General features: G+C 37.8%; 12 protein-coding genes and 1 riboswitch. Of the genes, 4 read left to right on the top strand and 8 right to left on the bottom strand.

The genetic code is table 11. The features are described 5' to 3' along the window. Window positions 1-833 precede the first annotated feature (833 nt). From MHH88_RS06460 to MHH88_RS06445, 4 genes are all read left to right on the top strand, one after another. Window positions 834-1,256 carry an ATP-binding protein gene (locus MHH88_RS06460; RefSeq protein ID WP_024361471.1) on the top strand — a complete coding sequence of 141 codons (423 nt, stop codon included), beginning with the start codon at window positions 834-836 and terminating at the stop codon, window positions 1,254-1,256. Between the two features lie 28 nt (window positions 1,257-1,284). Further along, window positions 1,285-2,982 (top strand): methyl-accepting chemotaxis protein, encoded by a 1,698-nt coding sequence (locus MHH88_RS06455; protein WP_339261914.1) that lies wholly within the window; start codon window positions 1,285-1,287, stop codon window positions 2,980-2,982. 27 nt (window positions 2,983-3,009) lie between these two features. Then, window positions 3,010-3,396: an STAS domain-containing protein gene (locus tag MHH88_RS06450; protein WP_339261913.1), complete on the top strand. Its 387-nt coding sequence runs from the start codon at window positions 3,010-3,012 to the stop codon at window positions 3,394-3,396. A gap of 191 nt (window positions 3,397-3,587) precedes the next feature. Continuing rightward, window positions 3,588-4,142, top strand: coding sequence for a hypothetical protein (locus MHH88_RS06445; protein ID WP_339261912.1), 555 nt, complete (start codon window positions 3,588-3,590; stop codon window positions 4,140-4,142). Between the two features lie 157 nt (window positions 4,143-4,299). On the opposite strand, the gene MHH88_RS06440 is transcribed toward MHH88_RS06445, so the two are convergent. The 8 genes from MHH88_RS06440 to MHH88_RS06405 all read right to left on the bottom strand — a co-directional run bounded on the left by MHH88_RS06440 (window position 4,300) and on the right by MHH88_RS06405 (window position 14,588). Then, on the bottom strand, window positions 4,300-5,646 hold the full coding sequence (locus tag MHH88_RS06440; protein ID WP_339261910.1) for a sodium-dependent transporter: 1,347 nt from the start codon (window positions 5,644-5,646) through the stop codon (window positions 4,300-4,302). Between the two features lie 179 nt (window positions 5,647-5,825). After that, window positions 5,826-6,413 carry an ECF transporter S component gene (locus MHH88_RS06435; RefSeq protein ID WP_024361484.1) on the bottom strand — a complete coding sequence of 196 codons (588 nt, stop codon included), beginning with the start codon at window positions 6,411-6,413 and terminating at the stop codon, window positions 5,826-5,828. 224 nt (window positions 6,414-6,637) lie between these two features. Further along, window positions 6,638-6,834, bottom strand: a riboswitch (FMN riboswitch). A 250-nt stretch (window positions 6,835-7,084) separates the two neighbouring features. Then, on the bottom strand, window positions 7,085-8,368 hold the full coding sequence (locus tag MHH88_RS06430) for an RNA polymerase subunit sigma (RefSeq protein WP_339261909.1): 1,284 nt from the start codon (window positions 8,366-8,368) through the stop codon (window positions 7,085-7,087). Beyond that, window positions 8,365-8,898 (bottom strand): RNA polymerase sigma factor SigX, encoded by a 534-nt coding sequence (gene sigX, locus MHH88_RS06425; protein WP_103977224.1) that lies wholly within the window; start codon window positions 8,896-8,898, stop codon window positions 8,365-8,367. Before sigX ends, MHH88_RS06430 begins: the two co-directional genes overlap by 4 nt. Window positions 8,899-9,135: 237 nt before the next feature. Continuing rightward, window positions 9,136-10,911, bottom strand: coding sequence for an ATP-binding protein (locus MHH88_RS06420; protein WP_339261907.1), 1,776 nt, complete (start codon window positions 10,909-10,911; stop codon window positions 9,136-9,138). Further along, window positions 10,904-11,620: a response regulator transcription factor gene (locus MHH88_RS06415; protein WP_024361488.1), complete on the bottom strand. Its 717-nt coding sequence runs from the start codon at window positions 11,618-11,620 to the stop codon at window positions 10,904-10,906. Before MHH88_RS06415 ends, MHH88_RS06420 begins: the two co-directional genes overlap by 8 nt. A 116-nt stretch (window positions 11,621-11,736) precedes the next feature. Next, on the bottom strand, window positions 11,737-12,918 hold the full coding sequence (gene ccsB, locus MHH88_RS06410; protein ID WP_339261905.1) for a c-type cytochrome biogenesis protein CcsB: 1,182 nt from the start codon (window positions 12,916-12,918) through the stop codon (window positions 11,737-11,739). Then, entirely contained in the window at window positions 12,915-14,588 is a 1,674-nt protein-coding gene (locus tag MHH88_RS06405) for a cytochrome c biogenesis protein ResB (RefSeq protein WP_069510900.1), read from the bottom strand. Before MHH88_RS06405 ends, ccsB begins: the two co-directional genes overlap by 4 nt. Between the last annotated feature and the right edge of the window lie 9 nt (window positions 14,589-14,597).

The raw sequence follows: 14,597 nt of genomic DNA, 5'->3' as shown, positions 1-14,597 counted from the left end.
CCTTCATTGTCCACCCTAAATAAAAGGCTAGTGAAATAGTCTATAAGTATCAATATCCGAGCAAAAAATAAAACTTAAATATTAATTAAAATATATTTTATATAGAACATTAGTCTTGCTTTTTTTATATTTTACTGGTACATTAAAAGCGAATTTATTTTTATAGAGTTTATTGGATACTTTGAACTATTCAATAAATGGATATTTACCATTGTCTATTAAAGTAATTGTATAATTCGAAAGTACCTTTTATAATTATGACGTTGGTGGATAAAGACCTTTAATTCCATCTAGTTCTATACTCCCTTTAAACGGTCTTAAACTACCAAGTTAAAGCCCAACTTCGCAAGCTCCAAGTAAAAGATTAGTCATCGCCAAAATTTCCTTAACAATGCATGGTCACCAACTAAAATACATAGACTTCCTAGTATTTTTCACTGCTATAGGTGTGACATGTACTACGAGGGTGATAACAGCAATATTTAAAACTATACGTTGCGAGTAAACTCGTTCTCTACTTGTGAATACACACTACCGTTAAATAACGAACTTGTTTCAAACATTACGGATTGTGATTAAATCGTTAGCTACATAATCTAGCGTTTAGAAGGTTACACAGAGCCTAACAAGGTATATTTATGACGATAATGACAGCTTTTGTATGAAAAGAAACATTTTTTATGCCTAAAAGCCTTTCCCTTTATGGCGTCAGGCACTTCCATTTATTATTTTCTCACTATAATGGCGATGACCTATTTTATTTGCTTACATTTTTTACTGAAATGCTAGCGAAATTGTAATTGTTATTTCAAGTACAAGATAGGTGATTGGTATTGGAATTTACACTGCGAGTTCAAGCGAATATGCAAGCAGTTCATTTTATAGATAAGACAATGGAAAATTATACAACGCTTTATAATGTACCTTTTAGTAGAGAATTACGTTTTGTCTTACACGAATTAGTTATTAATGCAGTTGAAGCAACGGAAAAATCATTACATCCCCTCTCCCACAACACAATTCAAGTGCAAGTAACACACAACGACGAGGAAATTAAGTTAACCGTTATCGATGAAGCACAAGGAATTACCGAAAATAATTTGGAAAAGGCTTTGCAATTTGATCTAAACGAACATAATTATACAGATCGAGGTCGCGGGTTATTTTTTGTCAAACAAATGGTGGATTCTATTTGGTTCAAACATATTTCGAAAACAAAATTTTTAGTCGGTGTTTCTAAGAAAATTCACGGATAGGTACATCTGAGATTAGGAGGGACTTTTTATGAAATGGACAATCCGCAAAAAAATTAACTTACTACTCATTACTTGCATTTTACTTATGATTACGGTGATAACGATTGTCAGTTATACCGACGCAAAAAATAATCTAATCGAAACTGTCAATGCAAAACTACTATCGGATATAGATTCAAGTTACGAGTATTTAGATGCCAAAATTCCCGGTGACTGGCACATCAAAAATAATGAATTGCATAAAGGAGATGTGAAAATTGTTGGTAATTTTGATATTGTTGACAAACTCAGTAATCTAACACATGGTGATGCCATCACAATCTTTCAATATGATACACGGGTTAGTACAAATATTATTGAAAATGGAGAGAGAGCTATTAATACAAAGGCTCCTAGTGAATTAATCACGACCGTTTTAGAGCAAAAAGAGCAGCGCTATATCGGTTCAGCAGATGTGCTAGGGGAGCCATACGAAGTCGTTACAGGACCTATTACAAATAACTTGAACGAAATTATAGGCATGTTGTCAATTGCCTTACCATTAACGACCTATACGAATGCCGCTACTGAAAGTGTCATGAAAAATGTTATCGTGTTATTAATTATTTCAGCTTTACTGTTCGTCATCATCAGTTGGTTTCTACAACGCCAAATTATTGCGCCCATCAATCAATTAAGCGCCAATGCCAAAGAACTAGCAGATTTAAATTTAAATGTGAAAATATTAAATCCTAAAGGACAAGATGAAATTGCTAATTTAGCACAAGCTTTTAATGCGATGAAGACCCGTATAACCGAAACAATCAACGTTGTCGCCAATAGCGCCAATCAAATCGCAAGTTCTTCACTAGTTTTAGCGGAATCTTCTCGCCAAACTAGCGAGGCCTCAAACCAAGTGGCATTAACAATGAATGATATTGCAAGCGGCACTAGCACGCAATCCGATCAGGCGGAGCATATTGTGAAAATGATGCAAAAAACGAATGATGAAGTAGCCAATAGCTTACAAAAGGCAGAAGCTACTTTAGAGAGAGCCATTCAATCGACCCACATCGCACGAAAAGGCGAGGATGCGATTAATGAAGCCATTAAACATTTAAACTCTGTCACGCAAACAGTTTCCTACGCTACCGATTCTATTCAAAAACTAGGCAAACGTTCCGAAGAAATCGGCGGTATTATAACTGTTATTACAGGGATTGCGGAACAAACAAATTTATTGGCATTAAACGCCGCTATTGAAGCAGCTCGAGCGGGTGAGCAAGGAAAAGGTTTCGCCGTAGTAGCTTCCGAAGTACGCCAGCTAGCCGAACAATCAAGTTTAGCTTCTGGGCAAATTACGAGTTTAATTAAAGATATACAAGCTGAAACCGCTGTAACCGTTCGGACAATGGAAAGTAATTTGCTCGCTGTCGAAGAGCAGGTACACATCATTAGTAAAGGAGGCAATGCTTTACAAGAAATCGTCGAACAAGTTGTGGAAACAGAGCAAGGTGTGAAGGAAATGAAATCAGCATTCACCCATGTCAATGACAATTCATTAGATGTCCAACAAGCTATACATGATATCTCACGTATCATTGAAGATTCTGCAGCAGCGACCGAAGAAATTGCAGCAACTTCCGAAGAACAGCACGCAACCGTTGCGGAAATCTCACAAAACTCAGAGGAATTAGCCGAAATTTCGACTAACTTACAAAACGAAGTAAATAAATTTACAATCTAACTTTAAACATATAAGGAGGCGTAATTTATGAATCAGAAAAATATGATTAATATTGATACTAAGGCTGATTATATTTTAATCGCCTTTACTGGTAAATTAGAATATGGATTGATTGGAGATATAAAAGAGGAGCTTCACGCGATTAGTTTCGACACAAAACACGGCTATATTATCGATATGCAAAAGGTGGCGAATATTGATAGTACTGGTTTTGGTATGATTATCAATTTTGCAAAGAAAGTCACAACGTTCGATAAGAAAATAGCGATTATTGTGACAGATGATTTTATTCGTAAATTATTTGCCATCTCACAATGCGATAAAGTTTTCCCTATTGCCAAAAATGAACTCCAAGCGAAGCAGTTCATTAAAGAAGAAAAATGGTTAGGCGAACTCGCACTAAGTGAATATTAAATGGTGACAGGCACGCAAACAATTCTGACAATAGTTTAAATAGCAGAGCAACATACATGATTAGAGGAGCAGACATATATTCGTCTGCTCTTTTTTGTCTAAGGCTATAGAGAAATAAGTTAAATGCACACACAGGCAAAAAAAGATAAATTAAATAAACTAGTAGAAAAATGTATTAGGAGGTACAGTCTTTGAATCGTTGTCAAAAAAATTGTTCATGCGAACGTTGCCAATCTAGTTTGCCTGTTATTAAAGCAATCGATATTTGTCATATCACTCCAAACGCACAAACTCCACCCGTCTCATCTTCCACATACGGGAACTTTTTTCAAACGAATTTTATCACGCTCGCTACCAATCAAGCTATGCCTTGGAACGGTATGGGGGAAACTGCTGGCATCACGTTAGACCCCGATACAGTGACTATCAGGGTTACCCAAGGAGGGGCGTACTATATCGATTATCATGTGAATGGAAATTTCTCTCCATTTGGGACAGGTAACGTTACAATCGTTACAGCTCTCTTTGTTAATAATGCCGAAGTGAATCCAATTCAAACGAGATACGGAGCGTTAAATACAGAAGTCGACAGATATGAATGCGTACCAATCACTGGAGGAACAATTGTATTTATCCCAGATAATGGAACAGTTCAATTAAGAAATATCGGTCCAGACTTCCGTACTTGCGATGGCGGAATTGTACTCGCTGCTTCAATAAATTTAATAAAAGTTAGCACACCATAAGGTCTTGAAGTACCAGTAAAAATAGTACCTGTAGTTAAGACACTTGAAAAGAGTGCTTTAATGCCAGGTATTTTTTTCACTACCACTTACTTGGTGCTTAATCGAAAAAAAGATGGCTCCTGCGCAATACAAGAACCATCTCTAAGCTGCAATATATTTATTTTTGTATGAGCATATTTAATAAAACAACAATAATTACAATTGGGACGACCACTAACATTAATAGGCGATATGTGTTATAAAACCCTTGTCCCACCTGACTTCCCATAAGCAATTCTTTTTTCACAAAGTCTTTATCTACTACATAGGCAATAAAAATGGCGATCAATAAATTGCCCAATGGTAGCATTAAATTGGACACTAAGTAATCAGTAGCATCAAAAATGGACTTGCCAAATATTGAAACATCCGCTAATAAACTTGACGATAATGCCGATGGAATTGCTGCAACAAAAACAATGACTCCAAGTAATAACGTTAAGACTGAACGCGACATATGCCATTTTTCAATAAATGCTGCCACGATGATTTCATATAAACTAAACGACGAAGTTAATGTCGCAAATAAAAATAGTAATAAAAACAGGGCCAAAAACACTTCCCCAAAAGGCATTTGGCTAAATGCTGTCGGTAGCACCATAAATAATAAGCCAGGCCCAGCTTGCGGTTCCAAATCAAAAGCAAATACAACTGGGAAAATAGCTAGCCCTGCTAAAAACGACACAAGTACTGTCAAAATAACAACGGAACCTGCTGAATTTGGTAAACTAACATCTTTTTTCAAATACGAACTATATGTAACCAAACAAGAGAAACCTACTGCCAAACCAAAGAATGACTGCCCTAGCGCCTCTAGTAACGCTTTACCTGTTATATTAGAAAAATCAGGCCATAAGAAGAATTTCACACCTTCCATTGCCCCATCTAAAGTTAATGCACGAATAACAAGAATGATAAACATCACAAATAACAATGGCATCATCCATTTATTTGCTTTCTCAATACCATTTTGTACACCTAGCGAAATAACAAGTACATTGGTTAATGTAAATAACGCTAAACCTAGTAATGTAATCCACGGTGTGCTAATAATCTTTCCAAATAAATCGCCTGGATTAACTGAAGAATCAATAACTGCACCCGATATTCCAAGGCCGCTATAAATAAAAATCCATCCTCCTACAACACTGTAAAAGGTTAATAATAGAAAACAACCCAATACACCCATACGTCCAACCCAAGCCCATGCCGGTTTCGTTGGCACAACTTTTTTATAGGCAGTGACAGCTTCCGATTGCGTACCCCGCCCTAAAATATACTCGGATAATAACATCGGTAGGCCGATTAATAATGTAAAAAGCACAAAAATCAGGAAAAATGCGCCTCCACCACTTTGCCCTGTGACATAGGGTAACTTCCAAATAGCCCCTAGCCCAATTGCCGCACCCGCTGATGCTAAAATAAATCCTAATTTACTAGACCATTGTCCTTTATTCTCACTCATCTCTTCAATCTCCTCAAAACTAACTAATCTCTTATTAATTGTACATTAAAATAGTAAATTAGACTAGACAGTTCCTGAATTTCCCAGCATGCTATTGGATCCATAAAAAAACTGCACCTCCATTTGTTAGATGTGTCTAACAATTGGTGTGCAGTTCAATATGCTCGAGGTGAAATGAATTATTTTGATAAATACATTGTGCGTTGTTGGTTGATCCATTTGCGCATCGTTGTGAATAATAACGCCATAATCGCCGTTAATAACACACCTTTCACGATATTAAATGGTAAAATGCCTGCAACAATCATTGTGTATAATGAATCGCCAACGACTGGCTCCATTCCTAAGAAATAAGTGTACATCGGTAAAAATACTGCGATATTTAACAAGCTCATTCCAACCGCCATCACAATCGTTCCTGTTGCTAATCCTCCAACAAGACCTCCAATCGTTTTAAAACGGTTAAAAATAAATGATACTGGTAAAATAAATAATATGCCTGTTACAAAGTTTGCAATATGACCAACTGGCACTCCTGTTGGCGTACCAGAGAAAATCCAATCTAAGACATTTTTAAATAGCTCTACTAAAATACCTGCTACTGGGCCCATCGTGATGGCTGCAAGTAAGGCAGGCATATCACTGAAATCCACTTCCAAAAAGGCTGGGAACGGTGGAATCGGGAAATTAAATAACATTAATAAAAACGAAATACTACTCAGCATACCAATCGTAATAAACGATTGCAGTTTGACATTTTTCTTCATTGAAAACTCTCTCCTCTTTGCTGATTCAATCTTGCAAGAAGAAAGGTTACGACGTAATCGATTGTTTTTCACGAAAAAACCCTTATGCAAATCAGCATAAGGGAGAAAAGGCATGAGTAAATAACGCCATTACTAGCTATTTTTTGTGCATAGCGTGCACTTAAAGACACACTAAAAAAACGTTCGCACATAGCTTAATTCGTAACAACGAATGACGATCGTACCTTCATCTTCTCCCATCCAGACTATACTGTCGGCCTTGGAATTACACCAAGTCAGCCATGCAAAAAAATCTTTGCACAGGTCGCGGGCTGAAGAGCCATCTAGTAAATCATGCGAACTACTGTAGCTTACTACTACACTAGCGATTTACAACTCTATTACCGCCGGTCGGGATTTTCACCCTGCCCCGAAGATGAATCAATATTATTTTATAAACTAACTATAATGTTTTATCACATAAAAGTAAATACTTCTGCTTAAAATAATCCGATTAAATTTGTATGTTTTAATAAATGAAGCATTTTGCGAGAAATCATGGAGTAGCTTACCCGCGGAGCAAAGTCACTTACCCGCGATATTTTATCATTTACCCGCGAATCAAGGTGCTTTACCCGCGGTATTTCAATTATAAAAAAACAGCTATCTCTATCTGATAGCTGTTTTCTATATTATGGCATCATTTGTTTATTGGCACCTACAGGCATTGGTAAAAAATTTGTTAAATCAAAGCCTTCCCAACTTTCCTGTACAATGTTATCTAAACGTATCTTTTTATCAAAGCTTGACGCAGTCAACATCATCGCCTCGATTAATTGTGTTGCCCGTACGGCATCCATTGTCGTTAAATCAAGTGGTGCGTCAAATGTGACCACAACCCCATCTTCTTCTTCTTTTACAGTGTATGTGACATTTTCCGGAACAACTGGCACATAAACATCATCCTTTTTGTCTCGCATCGCCAGTAGAGCCTCTGTCACAGTAGGATACGTTTGATGGAAATCAGGCGATAAATATTCAGTCCCGTTTCCCTCTGTATATAAATAATAGTTATAATGATTATCTTTTGTTAGCGCTATAGGCTCACTCGGCTCTTCTGCTTGCGAAAACTCGTAAGCTGAACCATCTGCCTGTTTAATGGCAATGGCTTTATATTCGGATTCGGAAAAAGTATCTTTTAACGAGCTTAAATATTTCGTGACAGATGCCGAAGCTACATCATAATCATTTTCTTCTGGTAATACGTGCACAAGCGTCTTACCTTCTTCTTTTAACTCACCTTTGTACGGATGATAGTCCGTTAAACCCATTGCTTCTTCATCAATTTGAGGTGCGTATTTTTTATACATTTGTAAAGTTGTTGGTTTCTTCTTCCCAAAATCAGCAGTTATTTTTTCGTTCTTAATAATATAGGTCATTGGTATACTATCAGCCTTGCCACCAGGTAAACCAATTCTGAAAACGACTGCATCGACTAAATCATCTTCGTAAACAGATGTCCGCAACGATAGGATACGAGCATGCTCAGCACCAATATTCGCTTTCATCACACTATCTGCATCTGCATTTTCACTTTCTGTGACCGACCGATCCTCCTGCATGGAAGAATAATTTTCGATTGGGGCGTTTGCTTCATCCTTTACGGAAGAATTGTTCGATACATAGATGTACCCTGCTATTGATAGTACAAAAATTGCAGCAACACTACTTAAAATAGGCAACCTACTCTTGCGTCGTTTTATAGGTTCAATATTTTCTTGAGCAGGCAATGATTGTGCTTGTTGTTCTTTTACTTCATCTACTATGGCCTCTTGAAGATGTATATTGTCTTGTAAACGTGCATCAGCAAGCAATCTTTTTAACACTTCGTCTTTCGAGCGGTGGTCAGTAAGCTTCGGGGCATTGCTCAACATTTGTTCAAGTTGTTCATCGTCAAATTGTTGTTTATGCGTCATTGCCTTTTCGCCTCCTGTTCCCTAGCCTGTTGTAGATGTTGTCTTAAAAACTTAATGGCTCGATGTTGCGTCGTTTTAACCTTCGCCTCTGTCCAATCAAGTATTTGCGCAGTTTCAGTAATTGATAAATCTTGGAAATAGCGCATAATAATAACCATTTTTTGATCCCCTGTACAATTTTCAAGTGCAGACTCTATCTGCTTTAATTCATCACTGGTCTGTAGCACATCTTCCGGTGATGGTGTGGTTGAATGTAACTGTTCCGTTTCCCAGTCAAAAAAATCGAGCGAATGTTTTTGGCGCACAGCCTGCTTTCGAAAATGATCAATTGCGACATTTTTAGCAATGGCAAAAAGCCAAGTTTTTTCACTGCTATTTCCTGCGAATTGTTCATAAGATCGCAGCACACGGACATAAACCTCATGTGCAAGATCCTCAGCCAGTGTACGATTTTTTACTAGATAAATAAGAAACTGGAACACGTCTTGATGGTATGCATCGTATAGTCGATGGAACACGGAGTCATTCAAAGCACTCCACCCCCGTTCTCATAGTATTTGTCGTCTAACACTCGCAAAAGTTACATTTAAATAATAATTTTGTCTCAATTTTGCCATGTGCCAAACCCGAGCAAAAGCCGACAGCTAGACCCTCACAGATATTGGTATTATTGCCAAATAGTGCAGCTAGTTCTAACTACACGCATGACCTGTGTCAGCATGAAAGAGCATTGTCAGATGGAATCAGCTAAGGGCTTCTTAATGAATTTATTCGAAAGGTAAATAGAAAGTAAAGGTTGTGCCCTCTTTTAACACACTATCGACCATAATATTGCCAGAGTGCGCCTTCACAATATTTCGAGCAATTGCAAGCCCTAAACCCGTTCCGCCTTTAGAACGTGTCCGTGCTTTATCCGCTTTATAAAAACGTTCAAAGACATACGGTAAATCTTCCTGTGGAATCCCATGCCCTGTATCCTGAACAGATATTTTGGCAAAGGTTGGCTCTTGCTCTATCTTGACAATGACAGAACCTTCGTCTGTATGACGCAGTGCATTATCTACTAAATTCGTTAACACTTGTTCGATACGATCTTCATCCATACTTATGCGGGCATCATTATCAAACTCACTATTAAATAAAAGCTGCACGTGCTTTTCTTTTGCCACTTGAGCAAATTTCTGCGTAATACGTTCAAATGTCGAGTTAATCGGTACTTCATCTTTGTATAGTGTCATATGTCCTGATTCCATTCGCGCTAAATCCAATAAATCAGTTACTAAACGTCCCATACGCTTCGATTCATCATAAATAATTTTCGTAATCTCATTGCGTTCTTCTTGATCTTGAATAAAATCATCATCCATTAATGCCTCTGAATAGCCTTGTAACATGGAAATCGGTGTACGTAGTTCATGTGATACATTGGCAATAAAATCTGAACGTAGCTTTTCTAGACGATGCTGCTCTGTCATATCGCGGATTACAGCAACTGCTCCACGAATTAATTCCCCACTATAGAGCGGGCTAATCGTAAATGTATAATAATTTCCATCCATTTCAATTTCTTCTTCTAACTTATCTTCAAACATTAGTACATGATCGAGCATATGATAGAGTTCTGGTGGAATCGGCTTTGCGCTTTGCGAGCCTTTATTTACAAACCATTTTTGCATTAAACGTTCCGCCGGCGGATTGCTCAGTAAAATTGTTCGATCACGGTTAAACGTTATCACGGCATCTGTCATGGATGTTAAAATATTGGACAATTGCTCATTTTCTTGATTGATTACTTCTAAGTTATGCTTTAGCTGACGCCCCATTTGATTGAACGCAACAGCTAGCTGGCCGATTTCATCATTTTGCGTTGTCGGCATTTTTGCCTCGAAATTCCCTTTTGCAATTTCAAAAGCTAGTTCACGCATTTTACGTAATGGTGATGTAATACGGGATGATAAGAAAAATGCAAAAAATGTCGTTAACACAAACGCAATAAATGCCGCTAAAAAGACAATTTTGGTCGTCTCTTTCGATGTTTTATGTAACGCATCTGGACTTTGATAAATAAATACAGCACCATGCACTTCATTTTCCACATTTAGTGGAAACCCTAGCACAACATACGATTCCATCTTTCCTTTATCAGTTGAAGATGGCATCATCATTTCCTTTATAATAGGTTCATCTGATTGGAAAATTTCATGGAAGGATTTATTCGCTAAAATTTCATCTTGAATTTCTTTCTTGTTGACGCCTTCTTGCATCGCAAATGAGACTTCCAAATGATTTATGGCGATAAGTGCATTTGTACCCTCAGGTAAAATATCTGTAAGGAGTTGCGAAGTCGATTCTGCCGTCTCATTGTCATCCACTATACTCGCTATTGTTGCAGCCGTTTGACGCAGTGAAATTTCTGCTTGCTGCATATGATAGTTTTGAAGAAATTCGAGCATTAAAACCGTGAAAACAAATAATACAAATGAAACGAGAAGCAATATGGTTACCCATAGCTTCCCGACAACACTGTTCCATATTCTATTCATTGACAACCTCAAATTTGTAGCCAACGCCCCAAACAGTGACAATCATTTTCGCTGCGTTCTCGGATACACGATTCAGCTTCTCACGTAGACGCTTCACATGTGTATCGACTGTTCGTAGGTCTCCAAAGAAATCATAATGCCAAACCTCTTTTAGTAATTGTTCACGGTCAAATACTTTATCAGGAGATTTTGCAAGGAAATACAATAATTCATACTCTTTTGGTGTTAAATTTACTTCGATACCTTCCGCTGTTACACGGTGAGCATCATGGTCAATCATCAAATGTTGGAATACAACTAAATCTTTTGATGACGATGCATTTGTCGTAGGTGAAAATGCTTGTGAACGACGTAAAATCGCTTTTACGCGTAGAACCACCTCACGAGGACTAAATGGCTTTACAATATAATCATCTGCTCCAAGCTCGAAGCCTTGTACACGGTTCGCTTCCTCGCCTTTTGCAGTTAATAAAATAATTGGAGTTGCAGCTCTTTCGCGAATTTCTGCACATACTTCAAGCCCATCTTTTTCAGGCATCATAATATCTAGTAAAATACAGTGGTACTCTTTTTCTAAAGATTTCTCGATCGCTTCTTCACCATTCTCTGCTTCGTCAACTTGATACCCTTCGCGCTCCAAATACATTTTTAATAAGCGTCGAATACGATCCTCGTCGTCTACTACTAATACTGAAATATTTTCTGACACTTTCACGATCCCTCTCTTCCGATCTTTCTCTACCCTTCTATTGTACATGGTACGCTACGACTTGAAAAGAAAAGAAAGCCCTTTCGCAGCAGCGAAAAGGCTTTTTGTTCCCATTGTTACGCGTAGGAGTGTAAACCTGCAAGAATTAAGTTAACGGCAATAAGGTTAAATAATATAATACCAAAGCCAATTAATGCTAACCAAGCAGATTTTTCACCTTCCCAGCCTTTAGATAAACGTAGATGTAGGAATGCTGCGTAGAATAACCATGTAATGAGGGCCCATACTTCTTTCGGGTCCCAACCCCAGAAACGACTCCACGCAAGTTGTGCCCATATCATCGCAAATATGAGTGCACCTAATGTAAATACTGGGAAACCAATAATAACAGAACGATAACCGACTTCATCCAGTAATTGTAGATTTACACGTTTAACAAGCGGTTGGAATATCGCGCTTATGCGACGACGTGCAATAAGGCGAATTAATAAGTATAGTAACGAGCCTACTAATAATGACCAAACGACCGTTGTTAATTTTTTCGCATTAATCAATGCAGGCATTTCTACTAATGGAGACATGCCATGTTCCTCTACTGCCTCATACTCATTCATCCCAAAAATCGGTGGCAAATTATAAGTGATCTGGCGAGATACATCTTCTTTATCAATATACGTGTATTTCGATTCATAATCCATCGCACTAAATGTAGACGACACAATAACAAAGCCAAGCACAACGACTAAACAGTACATAACCGCTTCAAGCCAGAAACGCTGCTTTGAAGGTTTGTTTAAATCTACAACTTTTAATAAATAAATTAAACCTGCAACTGCACTAATCGCTAAAATCGATTGACCCATAGCAGCCGTAATAACGTGAATTGTTAACCAATGACTTTGCAATGACGGTACTAATGGACTTACTTCTGTCGGGAACATCGATGCATAGGCAATGATTAATAACGCTACAGGTAACGCCACTAAACCAAGCGCTGTTAGGCGATAAATAAAGTAAATTAAAATAAATGCACCAACAATAAACATCCCGAAAGCAGTCGTAAATTCAAACATATTACTTACAGGTGCGTGACCTGTGTGAATCCAACGTGTAATAAAGTAACCAATTTGCGAAAGGAAACCTATAATTGTTACGACAATCGCCAGCTTACCCCATTTGTCTGTGTTTTTGCCCGAAGCATTGGATTGTTTAATAGCGCCGCCAAATAGTAAAGTAGCTACTAGATAGGCTAAGAATGCAACAAATAATAGATTTCCACTTAAGTCAATCAAACTCATAAGGTGTTGTCACCTTCCTTTTTAGTATTGCCACGATTTGTGGACTCTTCGCCTTCTTCAGACGGCTCTAACTGATCCTTATATTGCGGTAGGCCAGCAAATGCAGTCACGGCATCTAAATCTTTTTTCATGCTGAACATATTTTTGTTTACATGGGCAGCCATCAGTACATGACCATCAGGCTCTACTTGTAACCAAAGTCGACGGTGGTTCCAATATGAACCGATTGCAACGCCGATCATGAAAATAATACCACCAACAAATAAAATTGGGATTGTGCGGTCTTTACGTATTGTAAAACCAGACATATCGCGTGTTTCCACACTATCAAACTTCATTTTGTATTGGTTTTCACCTAGTGGTTCGAGTGTTTGTTTAATCGCAACGAAGCTTGTTTCACCCTTTGGTGTTTCTGGTGTCGTCATTTTAAATAGAAATGCTGGATTATTAGGAACTGACGTCGCTGTTTGCGGAACACCATTTTCAAACCCAGAGAAGTCTGGCGTGTAAACAAGTAATTTAACAGATACACCATTTCCTAAATCGTATTCTTTTTTAGGATTTGTTAAATCGATTCCTACTTTACCAAGTGATTGCTCGGTTGTTTTATTTACTAGTTGGAAATTCATTTGCTTCAATTCATTTAAGCGATAATCCATTTGATACAGTGCATAGCCAGCTTCTTTTAAAGGGTGATTCACTCGAATTGAATAATCTTTCACCTTTTCTAGATTTTCCGTATCACCAGCAATAGCGTCTTCTGGTTGCTTATATAACGTAATATCTGTTTGGAAGTTTTTCGCAACGACGTTAACACCTTGCTTTAGCTGTTCACCTTGTGGTGTATTATCATGTGTTTCTAAAATAAAGTCTCGATTTTCAATAAAATAACCGTCCATGCCAGTAATTGCACGTGTTTCACCTTCACGTACCCATATCGATTCATCGACATAGAAACCAGGAACTAAACGCAACATTACCCCAGTTAAAAAGATAATGAGGCCTACATGATTTATGTACGGACCGTAACGAGAGAAGCGGCCTTTTTCTGCTAACAAAGCACTGCCGTCTCGACGAACAATGTATTTCATTTCAGTCATTTTCTTTTCAACTTTACTAAGCGTCTCTTCAGGACTTGCTGTTACCTGTCCTTCTGCCACAATACGTTGGCGCTTTAAAAAACTTTCATGGCGCTTAACACGTTGATTTTTCAATGATTTGTAAAGCGGTATACCACGGTCAAGACTGGCAACAATAATGGATACCGCAAGCATTCCAACTAAAATCTGGAACCACCAAGAGCTGTATAAATCAGAAAGTCCTAATGTATAATAGATTTTCCCCACTAAACCGTAAACATCCTCGTAATAGGCTCCCTTTTCCATGTCAGAAGCTTTTACGTAAAACTCTTGCGGTAGTAACGTTCCGATTGAAGCTGCTATTAATGTAATAATAATTAATGCTATCCCTACTTTAACACTTGAGAAAAAATTCCAAATTTTGTCGACAATTGATTTGTTGTACGTCTTTGAGCGAATAGCCGTACCATCATAACGCATGTCGACAACTTTATTTTGCTTTTCTTCTTCGGTTAAAGGACGACCACATTTCTCACAGAGCTTCGTGCCAAACGGATTACTATGTCCACAAGCACAAATAATATTCTCCATCGTCTATTA

The sequence above is a fragment of the Lysinibacillus sp. FSL K6-3209 genome (assembly GCF_037976175.1).
Lineage (GTDB): Bacteria > Bacillota > Bacilli > Bacillales_A > Planococcaceae > Lysinibacillus > Lysinibacillus sphaericus_D.
The sequence above is the reverse complement of the archived record's forward strand: the minus strand, read 5'-3'. Positions and strand labels throughout refer to the sequence as shown.

Bases quoted from the DNA above. Each gene is read 5' to 3' on its own strand.
- MHH88_RS06405 (WP_069510900.1), bottom strand. From the start codon at position 14,588: ATGGAGAATATTATTTGTGCTTGTGGACATAGTAATCCGTTTGGCACG.
- MHH88_RS06420 (WP_339261907.1), bottom strand. From the start codon at position 10,911: ATGAATAGAATATGGAACAGTGTTGTCGGGAAGCTATGGGTAACCATA.
- ccsB (WP_339261905.1), bottom strand. From the start codon at position 12,918: ATGAGTTTGATTGACTTAAGTGGAAATCTATTATTTGTTGCATTCTTA.
- MHH88_RS06430 (WP_339261909.1), bottom strand. From the start codon at position 8,368: ATGACGCATAAACAACAATTTGACGATGAACAACTTGAACAAATGTTG.
- MHH88_RS06455 (WP_339261914.1), top strand. From the start codon at position 1,285: ATGAAATGGACAATCCGCAAAAAAATTAACTTACTACTCATTACTTGC.
- MHH88_RS06440 (WP_339261910.1), bottom strand. From the start codon at position 5,646: ATGAGTGAGAATAAAGGACAATGGTCTAGTAAATTAGGATTTATTTTA.
- MHH88_RS06435 (WP_024361484.1), bottom strand. From the start codon at position 6,413: ATGAAGAAAAATGTCAAACTGCAATCGTTTATTACGATTGGTATGCTG.
- MHH88_RS06450 (WP_339261913.1), top strand. From the start codon at position 3,010: ATGAATCAGAAAAATATGATTAATATTGATACTAAGGCTGATTATATT.